The 18,232-nt window shown below is 71.0% G+C and carries 20 protein-coding genes and 1 tRNA gene; 6 read left to right on the top strand and 15 right to left on the bottom strand.

From position 1 onward, the window contains the following. Window positions 1–74 precede the first annotated feature (74 nt). The 3 genes from OO014_RS15425 to OO014_RS15415 form a co-directional block, all read right to left on the bottom strand. Entirely contained in the window at window positions 75–329 is a 255-nt protein-coding gene (locus OO014_RS15425) for a DUF3618 domain-containing protein (RefSeq protein ID WP_272463211.1), read from the bottom strand. 65 nt (window positions 330–394) lie between these two features. Then, a complete protein-coding gene (bcp, locus tag OO014_RS15420) occupies window positions 395–868 on the bottom strand; it encodes a thioredoxin-dependent thiol peroxidase (RefSeq protein WP_272463210.1) in 474 nt (157 codons plus the stop codon). 31 nt (window positions 869–899) lie between these two features. Next, window positions 900–979 (bottom strand) — tRNA-Leu (locus OO014_RS15415). Between the two features lie 57 nt (window positions 980–1,036). Between OO014_RS15415 and OO014_RS15410 the strand changes: the two genes are divergently transcribed. Further along, on the top strand, window positions 1,037–1,438 hold the full coding sequence (locus tag OO014_RS15410; RefSeq protein WP_272463209.1) for a RidA family protein: 402 nt from the start codon (window positions 1,037–1,039) through the stop codon (window positions 1,436–1,438). Window positions 1,439–1,459: 21 nt separating this feature from the next. Here the strand turns inward: OO014_RS15410 and OO014_RS15405 are convergent, their stop codons facing one another. The 6 genes from OO014_RS15405 to clpS all read right to left on the bottom strand — a co-directional run bounded on the left by OO014_RS15405 (window position 1,460) and on the right by clpS (window position 6,339). After that, a complete protein-coding gene (locus tag OO014_RS15405; protein ID WP_272463208.1) occupies window positions 1,460–3,022 on the bottom strand; it encodes a molybdopterin-dependent oxidoreductase in 1,563 nt (520 codons plus the stop codon). Further along, on the bottom strand, window positions 3,019–3,651 hold the full coding sequence (rdgB, locus tag OO014_RS15400; protein ID WP_272463207.1) for an RdgB/HAM1 family non-canonical purine NTP pyrophosphatase: 633 nt from the start codon (window positions 3,649–3,651) through the stop codon (window positions 3,019–3,021). Before rdgB ends, OO014_RS15405 begins: the two co-directional genes overlap by 4 nt. After that, window positions 3,648–4,400 (bottom strand): ribonuclease PH, encoded by a 753-nt coding sequence (gene rph / locus OO014_RS15395; protein ID WP_272463206.1) that lies wholly within the window; start codon window positions 4,398–4,400, stop codon window positions 3,648–3,650. Before rph ends, rdgB begins: the two co-directional genes overlap by 4 nt. 113 nt (window positions 4,401–4,513) lie before the next feature. Further along, window positions 4,514–5,281, bottom strand: a complete 768-nt coding sequence (locus tag OO014_RS15390; protein ID WP_272463205.1) for an MBL fold metallo-hydrolase — start codon at window positions 5,279–5,281, stop codon at window positions 4,514–4,516. Between the two features lie 102 nt (window positions 5,282–5,383). Beyond that, the gene (locus OO014_RS15385; protein WP_272463204.1) at window positions 5,384–6,016 is read right to left on the bottom strand and encodes a DUF2017 domain-containing protein; all 633 of its coding nucleotides are present in this window, start codon (window positions 6,014–6,016) and stop codon (window positions 5,384–5,386) included. Further along, a complete protein-coding gene (clpS, locus tag OO014_RS15380) occupies window positions 6,016–6,339 on the bottom strand; it encodes an ATP-dependent Clp protease adapter ClpS (RefSeq protein WP_272463203.1) in 324 nt (107 codons plus the stop codon). Before clpS ends, OO014_RS15385 begins: the two co-directional genes overlap by 1 nt. A 66-nt stretch (window positions 6,340–6,405) precedes the next feature. Between clpS and OO014_RS15375 the strand changes: the two genes are divergently transcribed. Together OO014_RS15375 and OO014_RS15370 are read left to right on the top strand one after the other, a co-directional pair. Then, window positions 6,406–7,695 carry a nicotinate phosphoribosyltransferase gene (locus OO014_RS15375; RefSeq protein ID WP_272463202.1) on the top strand — a complete coding sequence of 430 codons (1,290 nt, stop codon included), beginning with the start codon at window positions 6,406–6,408 and terminating at the stop codon, window positions 7,693–7,695. Window positions 7,696–7,751: 56 nt separating this feature from the next. Next, window positions 7,752–8,348 carry an isochorismatase family protein gene (locus OO014_RS15370; RefSeq protein ID WP_272463212.1) on the top strand — a complete coding sequence of 199 codons (597 nt, stop codon included), beginning with the start codon at window positions 7,752–7,754 and terminating at the stop codon, window positions 8,346–8,348. Between the two features lie 30 nt (window positions 8,349–8,378). On the opposite strand, the gene OO014_RS15365 is transcribed toward OO014_RS15370, so the two are convergent. Together OO014_RS15365 and OO014_RS15360 are read right to left on the bottom strand one after the other, a co-directional pair. After that, window positions 8,379–9,095 (bottom strand): IclR family transcriptional regulator, encoded by a 717-nt coding sequence (locus OO014_RS15365; protein ID WP_272463201.1) that lies wholly within the window; start codon window positions 9,093–9,095, stop codon window positions 8,379–8,381. After that, a complete protein-coding gene (locus OO014_RS15360) occupies window positions 9,095–10,366 on the bottom strand; it encodes a homogentisate 1,2-dioxygenase (RefSeq protein WP_272463200.1) in 1,272 nt (423 codons plus the stop codon). The genes OO014_RS15365 and OO014_RS15360 overlap by 1 nt, the downstream gene beginning before the upstream one ends. Window positions 10,367–10,457: 91 nt before the next feature. Here OO014_RS15360 and OO014_RS15355 point away from each other — a divergent pair, with 91 nt between their 5' ends. After that, on the top strand, window positions 10,458–11,327 hold the full coding sequence (locus OO014_RS15355) for a hypothetical protein (RefSeq protein WP_272463199.1): 870 nt from the start codon (window positions 10,458–10,460) through the stop codon (window positions 11,325–11,327). Beyond that, a complete protein-coding gene (fahA, locus tag OO014_RS15350; RefSeq protein ID WP_272463198.1) occupies window positions 11,324–12,556 on the top strand; it encodes a fumarylacetoacetase in 1,233 nt (410 codons plus the stop codon). Before OO014_RS15355 ends, fahA begins: the two co-directional genes overlap by 4 nt. A 33-nt stretch (window positions 12,557–12,589) precedes the next feature. Here fahA and OO014_RS15345 read toward each other — a convergent pair whose 3' ends face one another. The 4 genes from OO014_RS15345 to hppD form a co-directional block, all read right to left on the bottom strand. Continuing rightward, window positions 12,590–14,194, bottom strand: coding sequence for a DHA2 family efflux MFS transporter permease subunit (locus OO014_RS15345; RefSeq protein WP_272463197.1), 1,605 nt, complete (start codon window positions 14,192–14,194; stop codon window positions 12,590–12,592). Window positions 14,195–14,353: 159 nt separating this feature from the next. Then, window positions 14,354–15,223, bottom strand: coding sequence for an RDD family protein (locus OO014_RS15340; RefSeq protein WP_272463196.1), 870 nt, complete (start codon window positions 15,221–15,223; stop codon window positions 14,354–14,356). Beyond that, the gene (locus OO014_RS15335) at window positions 15,220–16,107 is read right to left on the bottom strand and encodes an LLM class flavin-dependent oxidoreductase (protein ID WP_272463195.1); all 888 of its coding nucleotides are present in this window, start codon (window positions 16,105–16,107) and stop codon (window positions 15,220–15,222) included. The genes OO014_RS15340 and OO014_RS15335 overlap by 4 nt, the downstream gene beginning before the upstream one ends. A gap of 111 nt (window positions 16,108–16,218) precedes the next feature. Next, window positions 16,219–17,442 (bottom strand): 4-hydroxyphenylpyruvate dioxygenase, encoded by a 1,224-nt coding sequence (gene hppD / locus OO014_RS15330; protein ID WP_272463194.1) that lies wholly within the window; start codon window positions 17,440–17,442, stop codon window positions 16,219–16,221. Window positions 17,443–17,550: 108 nt separating this feature from the next. Between hppD and OO014_RS15325 the strand changes: the two genes are divergently transcribed. Continuing rightward, entirely contained in the window at window positions 17,551–18,069 is a 519-nt protein-coding gene (locus tag OO014_RS15325; protein WP_272463193.1) for an Lrp/AsnC family transcriptional regulator, read from the top strand. The last annotated feature ends 163 nt before the right edge of the window (window positions 18,070–18,232 follow it).

Here is an 18,232-nt window from a genome sequence, read left to right as displayed (position 1 = left end):
GGCAGCCGCCCGGCTGCCGATCCGCTGGTGGACGTGCTCTTGCTCATGTGAAGGTGCGGGTCTCCGGTGGGCCGTCAGCGGCGCCGGCGGCGGATCAGGCCCGCGACGACGACCAGGGCCACCGCGGCCGCGACGACCGCGCCGATCCGCTCGACCCGGAGCTGCCCGTCGGGGGTGTGCGTTGCCTCGTTGAGCTTGAGCTTGAGGCTCGCGGCCTGGCGCTCGGCGATGACCTTGGGCTGCGCCCGGTAGGCCAGTTCGTTGACGGTCCCCTCGAGGCGGGAGCGGGCCGCCTCGATGTCTCTCTCGATGCGTGCGGTCTCGGACATGACGCTTCCTTTCGTCAGGCTGGTGACGACTCTAGTCGCGCGGACGTGCTGTGGGGCTCAGGCGCTCAGGCCGCGAGGCCGAGGTCCCGCCGCAGCTTGGCCACGTGCCCGGTCGCCTTGACGTTGTAGAGGGCGTGGGACACGACGCCGTCCTCGTCGACGACGAACGTGGAGCGGATCACGCCTTCGACGGTCTTGCCGTAGAGCTTCTTCTCGCCGTAGGCGCCGTAGGCGCGGTGCACCTCGAGCGACTCGTCGGACAGGAGGGGGATCGTCAGGGCGTCGCGCTCCCGGAACTTCGCGAGCTTCGCGGGCTTGTCCTTGCTGATGCCAAGGACCTCGTAGCCGTCCCCGCGCAGCGCCTCCAGCGACTCACTGAAGTCGCACGCCTGCTTCGTGCACCCGGGGGTCATGGCCGCGGGGTAGAAGTAGACGATCACCTTGCGGCCGCGGTAGTCGCTGAGCCGGACGGTCGAGCCGGTGTCGTCGGCGAGGGCGAAGTCGGGGGCCTGGTCGCCGGGCTCGAGTCGTTCGCTCACGGGGTCTCCTTCGTCGGGTCGTTCACCAGAGTGCGGACGGCGGGACTCGAACCCGCACGCCGAGGCACAGGAACCTAAATCCTGCGTGTCTACCAGTTCCACCACGTCCGCCTGTGTGGCTCCCGCGACGGGAAGCCGGAGCCCAGCCTAGTTCCCTACGCTGGCCCCATGCGGCACCAGGTGAGCAGCGGCAGCGCGTGGGAGCAGCAGGTTGGCTACTCGCGGGCGGTCCGGGTCGGCAATGTCGTGCACGTCGCGGGGACGACTGCGGTGCGCGACGGATCGGTCGTCGGGCTCGGCGACCCCTACGTGCAGGCGAAGGTGGCTCTGGAGATCATCAGCGCCGCTCTGGCGGAGGTCGGTGCGTCACCGGCCGACGTCGTGCGGACGAGGATCTACGTCACGGACATCGGGAGCTGGGAGGAGGTCGGTCGCGCGCACGGCGAGGTCTTCGCCGAGGTCCGGCCGGCAGCAACCATGGTCGAGGTGGCGGCGCTCATCGATCCCGACCTCCTCGTGGAGATCGAGGCCGAGGCCCTCGTCGGCGGGGGCCGCGCCGACGCGCTCTGATCGCGCGGACCTGCGCGACGTTCACTCCACGCGGACCGTCACCGTGTGCAGGCCCTCCGCGCCGTCCGGAGCCGGCGGCCGTTCGGCGGCGGACTGCAGCCTGCCGTCGGCGTCCGTCGCTCGGACGCGCAGCGTGTGGCTCCCCGGCTGCGCCTCCCACTCAAAGACCCATTGCCGCCACGCGTCGATGCTCGCGTCGGTCGCGAGCCGCGCTGCCTTCCAGGCCCCGTCGTCGACCTGGACCTCGACAGCGGTGATCCCCCGGTGCTGCGCCCACGCGACCCCGGCGACGGCAACCCGGCCCGCGTTGACCACCGCCCCGGTCCGCGGGACGTCGATCCGCGAGGACGTCTTGACCGGCCCCTCGGCCGACCAGCCACGCGGTGTCCAGTAGCCGACGTCCGCGGCAAAGGTCGTCACCTTCAGCTCGGTCACCCACTTGCACGCCGACACGTAGCCGTAGAGCCCCGGGACGACGAGCCGCACCGGGAAGCCGTGCTCGAAGGGCAGCGGCTCGCCGTTCATCCGCACGGCGAGGAGGGCATTGCGGTCGTCGGCCAGCGCCGCCAGAGGGGTCCCGCACGTCCAACCGTCCGCGCTGGTCTGCAGCACCATGTCCGCGCCCGCCCGGGGGCCCGCCAGTGCGAGCAGCTCACGCACGGGCCAGCCGGTCCAGACGGCGTTGCCGATGAGGTCGCCCCCGACCTCGTTGGAGACGCAGGCCAGGGTGACCAGCGCTTCACGCATCGGCTTGTCCTGCAACGTGACCCAGTCGAGCTCGATCTCGCGTTCAACCAGCCCGGTGACCTTGAGCCGCCAGTCCGCTGCGGTGAGCCGGGGCACGACGATCGCCGTGTCGATTCGATAGAAGTCGCTGTTGGGCACGACGAACGGCGTCGTTCCCGGGACTCCGAGGTCCGCGCCGGCCGGCACCTGGACGGGCGTCCCCCGCGCAGCCTCTCGTGCCGCCGCGTCCCGCGAGGCCGTGGCCGCCGCGGAGTCCCCACCGAGCCACCCTCCGACGTATGCCGCTGAGCCGCCTGCCGCTGCGCCGAGCAGCAGGCGTCGGGCCGGGTTGGCGGCGGCCGCCGTGGTCGCCTCGCCCGAGCCGTGGTGGAGGAACCACAGCCCGAGGCCAGTCCCGACGACCGTCGGCACCAGGTCCGTCACCGACGCGCCGGGCCGCGACAGGACAGCTGCTGCTCCGACGACACCGAGCAAGGCAAAAGCACTCAACGCCCATGCTGGTCGCTTCTGCGCGAGCACTCCAACGAGGACGCAGCAGGCCGCGAGGACGACGGCGACGCCCACGAGGAGGGCTCTCTTGTCGTTGGTGCCGAAGACGCTGATCGCCAGGTCCTTGAGCCAGGCGGGAGTGCGATCGACGAACGCGCCGCTGACGGCAGCCACCGGCGCCGGCTCGCCGCTCGTCGCCCCACCTTGATGCAGCAGGGCAGCAAGGAGCGTGGCCAGCCCGACCGTGAGCAGACCAGCCACCAGCCCGTTGGCCGCCGCGACGCGCCCGGCCCCGCTGCGCCCCGACTCGTGGGGGGCCGCCGTGTGGGCCGGGCTGGTCGAGGTCATGGCCGGAGCAGCTCCCGCAGGCGTGGGACGAGGGCGCGGAAGGCGACATGGCGGTGGGAGACGGCGTTCTTCTCCTCGGGGGCGTACTCGGCCAGCGTCCGCTCCGTGGCGGGGTCGGGCTGGCCGTCCGGCACGAAGATCGGGTCGTAGCCGAAGCCCCCGCTCCCCCGGGGCTCCCGGCCGACCTTGCCCGGGAAGCGCCCCACCTCGACCGCGGAGCGGCCGTCGGGCAGGACGAGGGCGGCCGCACAGACGAACGCTGCCCCGCGGTGCTCGTCGCGCACGTCGCCCAGCTGCGACAGGAGCAGCTCGAGGTTCGCGCGGTCGGCGCCCGGGCCCGAGCTGCCGGACCAGCGTGCACTGAAGATGCCGGGCGCGCCGCCGAGCACGTCGACGGCCAGCCCTGAGTCGTCCGCGAGCGCCGGGAGCCCGGTCGCCTCGGCGGCCGACTGCGCCTTGAGCACGGCGTTGGCCGCGAAGGTGACGCCGTCCTCGACGACGTCGGGCGCATCGGGGAACTCGTCGAGGCCGACGATCTCGAGGTCGAGCTGGGTGCAGACGTCCGCCAGGATCTCCCGCATCTCCTCGACCTTGTGGTGGTTGCGGGTGGCGAGGACGAGCTTGGTCATGAGACCGCCCCTTCGGAGGTTGAGGCGAGCGCCGCCTGCTGGGCGGCCGTGAGGTCGGCACAGCCCTTGGCGGCCAGCTCCAGGAGGTCGTCGAGGAGCGCGCGGTCGAACGGTTCGCCCTCTGCGGTGCCCTGGACCTCGATGTAGCGGCCGTCGCCGGTCATGACGACGTTCATGTCCGTCTCGGCGGTCGAGTCCTCCGGATAGTCGAGGTCGATCACCGCCTGGCCGCCGACGATGCCGACGGACACCGCGGCGACGGACCCGGTCAGGGGCTGGGCCCCCTTGCCGATGAGTCCCTTGCGGCGGGCGTCCTCGATCGCGTCAGCGAGCGCGACGTAGGCGCCGGTGATGGCGGCGGTGCGGGTGCCGCCGTCGGCCTGGAGGACGTCGCAGTCCAGGACGATGGTGTTCTCGCCCAACGCCTTCGTGTCGATCACCGCCCGCAGGCTGCGACCGATGAGACGGGAGATCTCATGCGTGCGGCCGCCGATGCGTCCCTTGACGCTCTCGCGGTCGGAGCGCGTGTTGGTGGCCCTGGGTAGCATCGCGTACTCCGCGGTCACCCAGCCCGTCCCCTTGCCCTTGAGCCAGCGCGGCACTCCCTCGGTGAACGACGCGGCGCACAGGACGCGGGTGCGCCCGAACTCCACGAGGACGCTCCCCTCGGCGTGGTCGAGCCATCCCCGGGTGATCCGCACCTCGCGCGTCTCGTCGGGGGCCCGTCCGTCATGTCGTGTCGCAGTCATGTCCCTGAGGCTAGCCATGCCCCAACGGTAGGCGACGGCCCGTCCCCCGACCGAGCCCCGCGCAGCAGGTCACCCAACCGTCAGAGCGAGCCCAGCGGCATACGGGAAAGGCGTCACACGACGTAGGTGGCGCCCGGCTTGGCGATCTCCACCTCACCCGGCCACACGGCCGCAGCCTGTGCCCGGCACTGCTCAGGGTCGTTCCACGCGGGCATGTGGGTGAGCATGAGTCGCTGCACGCCACCCGCCCGGACGGCGGCCTCTGCGGCGCGACTGCCCGACAGGTGGATGCCGCGGATCTCGTCCCGTCCGTCGACGAAGGCCGCGTCGGCCAGGACGAGGTCGGCGCCGGTCATGAGGGGCGTCAGCGCGTCACAGAGGTCCGTGTCGCCGGTGTAGACGAACACCCGGCCGTCCGCCTCGACCCGGAAACCGTAGGCCTCGATCGGATGCTCGACGCGAAGCGGAGTGATGGTGAACGGCCCGATGACGATCTGCTCCCGGTCCCGGAGCGTCCGGAAGTCGAAGACGCCCGGCACGTCCTCGATCTCCTCGTTGCCGTAGGCGCGGGCCAGGTGGTCCCCCGTCCCGTCCGGACCGTAGGCGGGCAGTCCCTCGCGGCCGGACCCGCCCGGCACGTACTTGAGCATGACGTAGAGGCCGCACAGGTCGATGCAGTGATCGACGTGCAGGTGACTGACGAGGACGGCATCGACCGTCAACGGGTCGACATGGCGCTGCAGGTGCCCGAGGGCCCCGTTGCCGAGGTCGAACACGATGGACCACGTCCGCCCCTCGTGCTCGCTCCGCACGAGGTAGCTCGAGGCCGGCGAGTCCGGGCCGGCGAACGAACCGGCGCAGCCGACGATGGTGAGGTCCACGCACTGAGCCTAGGTGCCGAGCCCGCCGAGCACCCGCGACTCGCTCGTCGGGTGTGTCACACGGGCGACGTGCTCCGCGGCCTGGCCGGGCTGCGGCGTCGGTCAGTCCTCGCCCATGAGCGCCTGCGTCAACGTCTCCTGGAGCCACGTGAGGAAGTCGTACCAGGCCATCGCGTAGCCGAGTGGGTCGTCGTCGCCGATGACCTCCATGGCCGCGTGCAGCCGCTCGGCGTCCTCCTCGGTCCGCATCCCCATCCGCTCGGCGAGCAGGAGCCGCACGTCCGTCAGCGCCATGAGGAAGGCCGGCGCCTGGGCTGCCTCCAGGACGACGCGGTCGTCATCGGACACCTCGGCGAGCCGGGACATGGCGAGGTCGAGGTTGCCGCTCTTGCGCTGGCGCAGCCCCTCCTCGGTGAGGCGACGGAACTCCGCAGCCACGTCGCCGTCGCCGCGGTGCGCGTCCGGGAGCAGGCGGTCCAGCGCGGGGTCGCGCTCGTCGTCCCACCCGTCCTCGTCGTCTCCGGCTGCGCCGTCCGTGCGGTCAGGCGTCTGGTCCTGCGTGGCGACCGACACCCCCATCGACGCGACGAGGTCGGCGAAGGCGTCCCCGGTGGACTCGACCTCCGGGGAGAGCACGGCCCTGGTCTGCTCCATGAGGCCATGGACCATGAAGCGCTCGGTCTCGTCGAGGACGGCGACGTAGCGTCCGTCCTCCGGCAGGAAGGCGCGGGCCATCACTCGTCCTTCTCGAACGTCGCCCAGAGGCCATAGCCCTGCAGCGACTCCGCGTCGCGCTCCATCGACTCGCGCGGGCCGCTCGAGACGACCGCGCGGCCCTTGGTGTGGACGTCCATCATCAGCTTCTCCGCCTTGGCTCGTGGATAGCCGAAGTAGGTCTCGAAGACCCACGTCACATAGCTCATGAGGTTGACCGGGTCGTTCCACACCAGCGTCACCCACGGCACGTCAGGAGCCACCACCTCGGCGGTCTCGGTGACCTCCTCGGTCTCTGGGCTGCGGACCGGCGCAGGTGGCGCGAGGGAAAGGCTGGTCGACATCACGTGTCCAGCCTATGGCCGCACTGTGACCGCGCTCGCACCCAGCCGGACCGTAGGCTGGCCATCGTGAGCACCGCACTGCTGACCGACCATTACGAGCTGACGATGGTGCAGGCCGCGCTGGAGTCCGGCGAGGCCCACCGCAAGTGCGTCTTCGAGGCCTTCTCGCGGCGGCTGCCGGACGGGCGGCGCTACGGCGTCGTCGGCGGCACCGGGCGCTTCCTCGAGGCGCTGGAGCAGTTCCGCTTCGGCGACGACGAGCTGCGCTTCCTCGCCGAGCGGAAGATCGTCGACGCGCGGACCATCGACTGGCTCGCGGGCTACCGGTTCAGCGGGACGATCACCGGCTACGCGGAGGGCGAGTGCTACTTCCCCTACTCGCCGGTGCTCGTCGTCGAGTCGACGTTCGCCGAGGGCGTCCTCCTCGAGACCCTGGTCCTGTCGATCCTCAACCACGACACCGCCATCGCGTCCGCGGCCTCGCGCATGACGTCGGCCGCCGGAGACCGGCCCTGCATCGAGATGGGCTCCCGGCGCACCCAGGAGGAGTCCGCGGTGGCGGCGGCGCGGGCCGCCTACATCGCCGGGTTCGAGGCCACGAGCAACCTCGAGGCGGGCCGTCGCTACGGCGTGCCCACGGCCGGCACGGCAGCGCATGCGTTCACGCTCCTCTACGACTCGGAGCGTGAGGCGTTCACCGCTCAGGTCGACTCACTCGGCAAGGGCACGACGTTGCTCGTCGACACCTACGACGTCAAGCAGGCCGTGGAGCTCGCGATCGAGATCGCCGGAGCGGAGCTCGGGGCCGTCCGCCTCGACTCGGGCGACCTGCTCATCCAGGCCAAGGAGGTCCGCGCCCAGCTGGACGCCGCCGGCAACCGGGACACCCGCATCATCGTCACCTCCGACCTCGACGAGCACGCCATCGCTGCCCTGGCCGCGGGTCCGGTCAGCGGCTACGGAGTCGGCACGGCCCTGGTCACCGGCTCGGGCGCCCCGACCGCGTCGATGGTCTACAAGCTCGTCCAGCGCGAGAACAGCGCCGGGCAGATGGAGGGCGTCGCCAAGAAGAGCAAGGACAAGGCCACGGTGGGCGGGCGCAAGTGGGCGCTGCGGCGGCGCAACGGCGGCGGCGTCGCCGAGGCCGAGGTGATCGGCCTGGCCGAGCCGCCACGTGACGACGGCGACGACCGACCCCTGATGGTCGAGCTCGTGCGGGACGGAGAGGTCGTGAACCACCAGGACATCCACGAGGCCCGCGCCCGGCACGCCGCCGCTCGCGCCGAGCTGCCGCGAGCGGCCACCCAGCTGTCCCGCGGCGAGCCCGTGATCCCGACGATCTACGAGGAGGACTGAGCGTGACTCCCGACTACGACGGCCACTCCCCCACGGACTCCGGCGTCGCCGGACCCGTGGGTCGGCGAAGCGCACTCATCATCGTCGACGTGCAGAACGACTTCTGCGAGGGCGGCTCGCTGGCCGTCGCAGGCGGGGCCGCGGTGGCGCAGGCCATCTCGGCCCACGTGGACGAGCACGGCGGCGACTACGACGCGGTCGTCGCGACCGCGGACTGGCACGTCGACCCCGGCGACCACTTCTCGACGGCACCCGACTTCGTCGACACGTGGCCGGTGCACTGTGTCGCCGAGGGCGGTGGGGCCGCCTTCCATCCCAACCTGACGCCCGCCCTGCGCGCGGTGCAGGCGGTCTTTCGCAAGGGTGAGCATGCAGCCGCCTACAGCGGGTTCGAGGGGCGCAGCGATGACGCCGAGCAGGCCAGCCTCGCGACCTGGCTCACGGACCGCGGCATCTCACGCGTGGACGTCGTCGGCATCGCGACCGACCACTGTGTCCGCGCGACCGCGCTCGATGCGCAGCGCGAGGGATTCGAGACGACGGTCCTGCTGGGCCTCACCGCCGGGGTCGCCCGGCAGACCACCGAGGCAGCCCTGACCCAGCTCGAGCAGGCCGGCGTGCGCCTCAGCGGCCAGCCGGTGGTCGCCGACTGACGGGCGGACGACGGACCGGCTCTCGCGACGTCAACGCAGGACGTGGGCCAGGGCCCGGGCTGCCCGCTCGAGCCGGGGCTTCGTCGTGCCGGGGTCGATGGGTCCGAGTGCGACCACCCCGACCGAGGCCTCGACGACGCGCTCCGGCTCCCCGTCAACCGCCGGTGCGAGCACGGCGATGGCCAGACCATGGGCTCCCGGCTGGATCTCCCCTCCGGAGACGACCAGCTCCGAGGACCCGGCCCGCCCGGCCAGGATGGCCCGCCCGGCGGCGCCCAGGTGGAGGGGATGGCGGGTGCCGGCGCGGTACGCCACGTGGAAGTTCGTCCACGTCGGCTCGACGACCACGAGGGCCAGGGCCTCGTCGGCCTCCGCCACGGTCAGGTGAGCCGTGGCCCCGACCGAGTCGGCGAGCTCCTGGAGGATCGGGCGTGCCTCCGACTGCACCAGGGGCCGGACCGCGGCGGCGAGCCGGCTCACACCGAGCCCCAGCCGCACCCTGCCGTTCGGTCGCCGGGCGACGAGGTGATGAGCCTCGAGCGCCGTGACGAGCCGATAGACCACCGGCCGGCCCACCCCCAGCTCTGCCGCGAGCTCGGTGATGGTCAGGCCACCACCGAGATCGGGTCGGGCGAGCAGCTCGAGCAGCTGGATCCCCCGGTCGAGTGTCTTGGAGCTCTCCGGGCCTCGGCTGCCGCGAGCAGCAGGCCCCGCCACGGACTGCTCTCCGCGCTCCTGCTCGCTCATCAGCCCTCGGAGTGCGCGCCGCCGGCGCCTTGGTGGCCGCGCCCCACCGAGCCCGCCCCCCGCGACCAGGACAGGGCATAGATCCCGTCGTCCACCGCCAGGCCGCCCTCGCCCAGCTCCAACGGCCGGAAGGTGTCGACCATGACGGCCAGCTCGTCGAAGTACTCCACGCCGATGGACCCTTCGGTGGCCCCGGGCTGCGGCCCGTGCGCGTGCCCGCCGGGGTGGACCGAGATCGAGCCACGCGCGATGCCCGAGCCCTTGCGCGCCTCGTAGTCGCCGTCGACGTAGAACATGATCTCGTCGCTGTCGACGTTCGAGTGGTAGTAGGGCACCGGGATGGCGAGCGGGTGGTAGTCGACCTTCCGGGGCACGAAGTTGCAGACGACGAAGTTGTGGCCCTCGAACACCTGGTGCACGGGCGGCGGCTGGTGGACGCGGCCGGTGATGGGCTCGAAGTCGCGGATGTTGAGGACGTAGGGGTAGAGACACCCGTCCCAGCCGACGACGTCGAGGGGGTGGAAGGGCAGCGTGTGAATGGTCCCGACGACGCCACCGGGGCCGTTCCCGCGGTGTTTGATGTAGACGTCGGTCTCCTCCGTCGCCTCCGCGCCGACCTCCTCGGCGAGCAGCGGTCCGGAGGGTCCCCTCAGGTCACGCTCGCAGTACGGCGCGTGCTCGAGCAGCTGGCCGTACCTGCTGAGGTAGCGCTTCGGCGGGGTGATGTGGCTGTTCGCCTCGATGCAGTAGACGCGCAGGGGGTTGCTCGCGTCCTCGACGGGCAGCCAGCGGTGCGTCGTGGCGCGCGGGATGACGACGTAGTCGCCCTCACCGACGTCGAAGGCGCCGAAGACCGTCTCCACGCGAGCGGCGCCCCGCTCGACGTAGACACACTCGTCGCCGATGGCGTTGCGGTACCACGGGCTGGGTTGTCCTGCAACGGCGTAGGAGAGCCGCACGTCGCCGTTGCCGAGGACGAGGCGCCTGCCGGTGACGACGTCGGCTGCGCTGACGGCAGCCTCGTCGAAGAGATCGTGCAGCTTCAGGTGGCGCGGCGTCAGGGGATGGTTCGGCGTCGTCGCCTGGTCGGGGACGTCCCAGACCCGCGATGCCGAGACCGTCGAGGGGATGTTGCGGTGGTAGAGCAGGGACGAGTCCGACGAGAAGCCCTCCTCCCCCATCAGCTCCTCGTAGTAGAGCTCACCGTCGTCCCGACGGTGCTGGGTGTGCCGCTTGGGTGGGATGTTCCCGACCGCCCGGTAGTACGCCATGACTCCCTCTCACTGGCCCTGCTCCTGATAGCGCGTCCGATTAACGGACGTAAGACTCTCTCCTTTGACACATTGGAGTACGCTCCGGCTCATGTCAAGGTCGACCGGCTTCCCCCATCAGGCCCGCATCTTCGACCATCTCGTCGACGACGCAGCGGTGTTTCCCCCCGGGCTGGCCCCGACCGACGTGGCGGTCCGCGAGCACCTCGACCTCCGCGATGGACCGTATGCCGCTCAGCTCGGTCCCCTGCTCCTGCCGGCATCCGCTGCGGCTGAGGTCGCCATCCTCGCCGGGGCCGACCCCCGCACGGCCGACCGTCCGCTGCGGGTCGGTCTGGTTGCCCGGCCGGGCACCCCGCTCGAGCCTCTCGTCGACGGAGTTGATCGGCTCAACGCGGCGCGCTCGGTCGACGTCGCGAGCATCGAGATGGGCTGGAGCGAGGACTGGCGCCGCATGCTCGACCTCGGCGTGCCCGTCGTCGTCGAGGTGGGGCTGGGGGCCGAGCAGGACGCGGCGCTCGATGACATCGCGAGCGCGGTCGACGCCGAGGCCGACGTGCGGGCGAAGTTCCGCACCGGCCAGACGCCCGCGTGGGCCTGGCCGGACGAGGCCGCCCTGGGTCGCTTCCTCGACGCCACCGTCCTGCGGGGGCTCGCGTTCAAGCTGACCGGCGGCCTGCACCACGTCGTCCGTGGCGACTACGGCGGCGAGCCGATGCACGGACTGCTCAACGTCGTCGTCGCCACGCATGAGGCGCTCGACGGGGCCGAGGCGCCGGACCTGGCCGACGTCCTGGCGGGGACCGACATCGAGCATCTTGTCCGCTGCATCACGGCGCTCGACGACGAGCACATCGACCGGCTGCGAGGCTCGTTCACCGGCTTTGGCTGCTGCGGCGTGCTGGACCCCCTCACCGAACTCGAGGCCCTCGGCCTGCTTCCCGAAAGGACCACTGCGTGACCACTTGGCTCGACGTGCCGACCGAACACCCCTTCGGCGTCCACCACCTGCCCTACGGCGTCTTCTCGATCGGCGAGGGTTCGCCGCGCGTGGGTGTCCGGGTGGGCGACCAGGTCCTCGATGCGGGGGCGGTGGCGGCGATCGGACGCGACGCGGGTCAGGTCGGGGAAGGGCCCGACCTCGCGTCCGTCTGGCAGACCCCGAGCCTCAATGCCTTCCTCGCGCTCGGGCGGCCGGCCTGGACCACCGCACGCGAGTGGCTCACCGAGATCCTCACCGACGAGGTGCATCGGGCGGGGGTCGAGCCGCATCTGCACTCGCTGGACGAGGTCACCCTGCACCTGCCGATCGAGGTGGCGGACTACGTCGACTTCTACGCCAGCGAGGACCACGCCTCCAACGTCGGCCAGATCTTCCGTCCGGACAGCCCGGCGCTGCCGCCGAACTGGAAGCACCTGCCGATCGGTTACCACGGGCGCTCCGGCACGATCGTCGTCTCGGGCACCGACGTCGTCCGGCCGACTGGCCAGCGCAAGGCCCCGGCCGATGCGGCGCCGTCCTTCGGCCCGAGCATCCGCCTCGACATCGAGGCCGAGCTCGGCTATGTCGTCGGCGGCGCCACGACCCTCGGCTCCCGGGTGAGCGTCGAGGAGGCCGAGGACCACCTCTTCGGCGTCGTGCTGCTCAACGACTGGAGCGCGCGCGACATCCAGGCGTGGGAGTACGTCCCGCTGGGCCCGTTCCTCGGCAAGTCCTTCGCGACCTCGATCTCGGCGTGGGTCACCCCGCTCGACGCCCTGCGCGAGGCGCGCGTGCCCGTGCCGGGGCAGACCGACCCGCCCGTCCTGCCCTACCTCGCCGGGGAGGCGACCGGCTTCGACATCCACCTCGAGGTCGAGCTCAACGGCACGGTCGTGTCCCGGCCGGAGTACTCCCGCATGTACTGGGCCCCGGCCCAGATGCTGGCCCACCTGACCGTCAACGGAGCGTCGCTGCGCAGTGGCGACCTCTTCGCCTCCGGCACCATCAGCGGACCGGCTCGGGACACCCGCGGCAGCCTGCTCGAGCTGACCTGGAACGGCACGGAGCCGCTGACCCTCGCGGACGGCAGCTCCCGCGGGTTCCTCGAGGACGGGGACACGGTCACCATCACGGCGTGGGCCCCGGGGCCCGACGGCACCCGAGTCGGCCTCGGCGAGGTCGCGGGGACGATCCAGCCGGCCCGGTAGCGCAGCCCGCCGGTGACAGGCCCGGCGGCGCGGTCAGTGGATGACGGCGGGGGCCACGCTCGGGTCGGGATCCGTGCCGGTCGGGGCAGTGTCGTCGAGCAGGTGCGAAGGCTCTCGCCGTCGCGGCAGGAACAACGCCGTGAAGAGCGTCAGGCTGACGAGGATCGCCGCGAGGAGGAAGGTGCCGGCGAAGGCGTCGGCTGCCTGGGCCAGACCCTGCGCCACGCCTGCCGGGCCTCCGATCTGGTCCGCGATCGACGGGTTCTGCCAGGCAGCGATGGCCGGGCCGGCGAGCGGCTTCTCGGCGAGCAGGTTGGTGTAGACGACCGAGATGACGGCAATCCCGATCGAGCTCGCCACCTGCTGCGTGATGTTGAGCAGGGTGGAGCCACGGGCCACCTGGTGCGAGGTCAGCGTCTTGAGCGCGGACGTCATGATCGGCATCATCGTCGCCCCCATCCCGAGCCCCATCACGAAGAGCACCGGGATGAGGTAGCCCCAGTAGGACGTCTCTGCTGTCACCTGGGTCAGGGCGAACATGCCGCTGACGATGAGCAGCAGGCCGAAGGGGGCGATCCGACCGACCGGGAACCGGTCGGCAAGCGCTCCCGCGATCGGCATGGTGACCATCGCACCGATGCCCTGCGGCGCCACGAGCCAGCCGGAGTCGACCGGAAGCTCGCCACGGACCAGCTGGAAGTAGGTCGGCACCAGGAAGAGCGCGCCGAAGAAGGACGCCCCGAAGAGGAACATCGTCAGGGTCGCCACGGTGAGGTTGCGGTTGGCGAAGAGCCGCAGGTCGAGCAGCGGGTGCTTCGGCCGGAAGCTGTAGAGGACGAAGGTCACGAGCATGACGAGGCCGACCGTCGCCGGAACGCCCACCTTCGCGGAGAAGAAGGTGCCCTCTTCCGGGATCGAGCTCACGCCGTAGAGGAATGCCGCCAGACCGGGCGACATGAGCAGCATGCCGATGATGTCGAAGGACTCCGACGGCTCGGGACGGTCCCTGGGCAGCGCGAACCAGGCGTAACCGATGGCGACCGCACCGATGGGCACGTTGATGAGGAAGATCCACTCCCACGAGTAGTGGTCGATGAGCCAGCCACCGAGGATCGGACCGAAGATCGGGCCGAGCAGCATCGGGACACCGAGGATCGCCATCAACCGGCCCATCCGCGCAGGTCCGGCGGCCTTGGTGAGGATCGTCATGCCGAGCGGCATGAGCAACCCTCCGCCGAGGCCCTGCAGCACCCGGAAGAGGACCAGCATGCCGATCGAGTCAGCGGTGGCGCACAGAGCAGAGCCGAGGGTGAAGAGCGTCAGCGCGAGCATGTAGAGCCGCTTGGTGCCGAACCGGTCGGCGGCCCACCCCGTCAGCGGGATGACGGTCGCCAGCGCCAGCGTGTAGGCGGTGATCGTCCAGGCGACGGTGGAGTAGGGCAGCGGGTCGGCCGGGTTGGTCGAGAACGCCTGGACGAACGTCGGCAGCGCGACGTTGACGACCGTGATGTCGAGGATCGACATGATCGATCCGAGGACGACGACGCCGGCCACCTTGAGGACGGCGGCGTCGATCCTGTCGGGATACTCAGGCGCCGCGGGCGGCGCGGCCGCGGTGGAGTCGGGTGCAGGTGACACGGGTCCCCCAAGGTCTTGGTGATGGTTGGTGGAGGTCAGCCGGAATGGCCGTCGGCGACGATGCCGCGGGAGACGACTCCCACGCACCGCGCCATTGTGCCCCCGTCGCCACCGATGACCGCAAAGGATTTTCCGCGCCCGCCCGGGCGCCTGACGGTCTCAGCTGGTGCGACGCGGCTGCTTGCCCTCGACGACCTGGGTCCTGCCCACCTTGTCATGGAGGGCCTGACGCTGGCTGTCCCACAGCGGCCAGAGCCCGTCGAGCAGCCAGATGATGGGGTAGATGCCGCTGACGAGGGGCACGAGCTGGATCAGGCTGAGCAGCCGCCGACGCAGCGCCGTCCCGAGGTCCAGAGCACCGGGCCGGTCGACCCTGCGCACACTGATCCGCAGCGCCATCTTGCCGGGGGTCTGCGCGGTCGTCGTCCAGAAGGCGATGCAGTAGGCGGTGATCGTCAGCCAGGAGACCAGCGCGGCCCGCACCGACTCAGCGGTGAGCTCGCCGATCCGGCTCTCCATTGCGGCATCGTCACCGGCCGCGGCGGCGTCCATGATCTCCTGGACCGAGTCGAAGTAGCCGGGCGAGAAGGCGCGCAGCGCGAAGTAGACGAGGACCCCGAGGATGATGCCGTCGATGATCCAGGCGCCGAAGCGCTTGCCCCACGACGCCAGCGGGACGCCGTCCGTCGTGACCGGACCGCGCATCCAGGCCTGCGACTCGGGAGCCCCCGGGTACTGCCCGGAGTACGGGTACTGCGCCCCGGACTGGCCCTGGTCGGCGTACGGGTTCGGCTGCCCCGCGCTCGGGTACTGCCCCGGGTAGGCGCCCTGCTGACCGCTCCCCTGCGCCTGCCAGCCGCCTTGCGGCATCGGCGTCGTGGGGCTCTGCGGGCCCTGACCGGCGTTCGGCTGCGACGCGGTCGGTGACTTCCTCGGCGACGTGTGGCTGGTCCAGGTCACCCCGTCCCAGTAACGAAGCATGTCAGGGTTGCTGGGGTCGTCGTACCACCCGGAGGGCTGCTGGCTCATGACGCAACTCTGCCATGAACCGCCGCGATCGCCTGACACACCACATCGACATCAGCGGCCAGCACCCCACCGATCACGTCGGTGGGCCAGTAGAAGCAGAGCTCGTCGAAACCGGCGGCTGTCGCCGCGGCAGCCTCGTCCTCGAACGAGGCCACCGACTCGAGTGGTCGATAGCCCGCGTAGCCGACGAGGACCGAGCGGCGCAGGGACGCCGGATCACGGCCGAGTCGCTCGCACGTCTCGGTCAGGGCGGCGGCCTGGGCGCCCACCACGTCCCAGAACTCGCGTCGCTGGACGCCGACGATGCGCGCTCCGCCGTAGGCCGTCCACCCGTCCCCTTCCCTGGCGACGAGGTCGAGGCCGGTCGGCCCGTGCGCTGCGAGGACGAGCGGGGGCGCCGTCCGTCCCGGGGCATGCGGTGCACAGTGGACGCCGTCGACGGAGAGGACGCGGCCGGCGTAGCCCTCGTCCCCCGCCCATACGGCCTTGAGCCCGTGAACCACGTCCGCGAAGCGACGCGACAACGTGGCCGTGGTCTCGTCACTCCCTCGCTCGGCCTTCGCGTCGAGCGGGTTCCCCGCCCCCAGCCCGAGCACGAACCGTCCGTTGCTGACGTCGTGGAGGGTGGCAGCCGCCCGGGCAAGCAGGACGGGTGACCGGGTCGCCGCGGAGGCCACCAGTGTCCCCAGCCCCAGCGTCGTCGTCACGACGGCGGCCGCGCCGAGGGTGACCCACGGATCGGCGACCCAGTCACCCACCATGGCGGGATGGGTCAGGTGGTCCGCGACATAGGCGCGGTCGACGCCCGATGCCTCGACCTCCCGCCAGAGCTGCGTCGCACGCGACCACGGGTCGGTCTGAAGGATGAGGGTGCCGAGCTCCATGCCTCTCAGCATCCTCCGCGGGCGGAAGGACCGCTGTGAAACCGAGGCACGCGCTGGGCCCGCCTCCGTGCGGAAGCGGGCCCAGCGGCATACGACCTGATGGGGTGGAGGTCAGAGGTTGCCGCGCTTCTCCTGCTCGCGCTCGATCGACTCGAAGAGCGCCTTGAAGTTGCCCTTGCCGAAGCCGAGCGAGCCGTGCCGCTCGATGACCTCGAAGAAGACCGTCGGGCGGTCGCCGAGCGGCTTGGTGAAGATCTGGAGCAGGTAGCCGTCCTCGTCGCGGTCGACGAGGATCTTGCGCCTCTTCAGCTCCTCGATGGGCACCCGGACCTCGCCGATCCGAGCGCGCAGCTCGGGGTCGTCGTAGTAGCTGTCCGGGGTGTCGAGGAACTCGACTCCCTCGGCGCGCAGCGCGTCGACGGTGGTGAGGATGTCGTTGGTGGCGAGCGCGAGGTGCTGGGCGCCGGGGCCCCGGTAGAACTCGAGGTACTCGTCGATCTGGCTCTTGCGCTTGGCGATGGCCGGCTCGTTGAGCGGGAACTTGACGCGGTGGTTGCCGTTGGCGACGACCTTGGACATGAGCGCCGAGTAGTCGGTGGCGATGTCGTCACCGATGAACTCGGCCATGTTCACGAAGCCCATGACCTTGTTGTAGAAGCCCACCCACTCGTCCATCTTGCCGAGCTCGACGTTGCCGACGATGTGGTCGAGGGCCTGGAAGAGTCGCTTGGGCGCGCCGTCGCGCTTGACGAAGGTCGAGGTCGCGGGCTGGTAGCCGGGCAGGTACGGCCCGGCGTAGACGTGCCCTCCCACGTGTCGCTGGACCAGCGTGTGGCGGGTCTCGCCGTAGGTGGCGATGGCCGCCACCCGCACGGTGCCGTGCTCGTCGGTGAGGTCGTGCGGCTCCTCGAGGACGGTCGCGCCGGCCTTCTTGGCCTGGACGATGCATCGGTCGACGTCGGGGACCTCGAGCGCGATGTCGACGACTCCGTCGCCGTGGGCCGTGTGGTGGGCGACCAGCGGACTGTCGGGGCTCACGGCCCCCTTGACGACGAACCGGATCGAGCCGCTCTTGAGGACGAACGCCTTGTGGTCCCGGTTGCCGTTCTCCGGGCCGGAGTAGGCGACGAGGTCCATGCCCCACGCGCTCTGGTAGTAGTGCGCCGTCTGCGTCGCGTTGCCGACGACGAAGACGATGGCGTCCCATCCGGTGACCGGGAAGACGTCCTTGTTCTCGTCATACTCCACGAGCCCGACGAGCTGTTTGAGCTGTTCGAGATCGAGGTTCGCCTCGCGCTCCTGGTCGGTGAGGTCGAGGTGGGTGTCAGTGGTCATGGGCGGGAGGTTCGCAAACCGGGCCGACATGGTCAACAGAATCCGCAGAAAGTGGGCACCATGCACAAAATGCTGGCCGTATGCCGCTGAGTACCGGACACTTTGCGCATGACCTCCCAGCCGTCCCCCCCTGCGCCCTCCGCCCCCAAGTCACCGGTCGATGCGCTCGACTGCCGGATTCTGCTCCTGCTCCTCCAACAGCCGGGAATCGGCGTGCTCGGCGCCTCGCGACGGCTCGGCGTCGCCAGGGGCACCGTGCAGGCCCGGCTGGACCGGCTGCAGGCGCGCGGGGTGCTGCGCTCGATGGCCCCCGACGTCGACCCCGCCGCGCTGGGCTACCCCGTGACGGCCTTCTGCACCCTGGAGATCCGGCAGGGCCGGGGTGGTCACTCCCCCGTCGTCGATCACCTCGCCGCCATCCCGGAGGTCCTCGAGGCGCACACGATCACCGGCTCCGGGGACGTGCTCATCCGCATCGTCGGCCGCGACAACGCCGACCTGCAGCGGGTCATCGACCAGGTCGTCGACGACACGCACGTGACCCGGGCGTCCACGGTGATCTCGCTCGCGACCCGCCTCGACCACCGCGTCGTGCCCCTCGTGGAGCACCTGCTGGCCGACTCCTGACCTGCTTTCGAGGCGCGTGAGCGCGCGTCGTCGTCCACGGTCTTGGCGGTCGCGACGGACGTTGCGGACCAGGCCCGCGCAACTTTCCCGCACGTGCGGGAAAGGCGGCAGCCACCGGCCCTCGAACCACCCCACTTTCCCGCATGTGCGGGAAAGTGGGGAC

This window comes from Intrasporangium calvum (assembly GCF_028446585.1).
Taxonomy (GTDB): Bacteria; Actinomycetota; Actinomycetes; order Actinomycetales; family Dermatophilaceae; genus Intrasporangium; species Intrasporangium calvum_A.
This window is presented reverse-complemented; position numbering and strand designations above follow the sequence as displayed.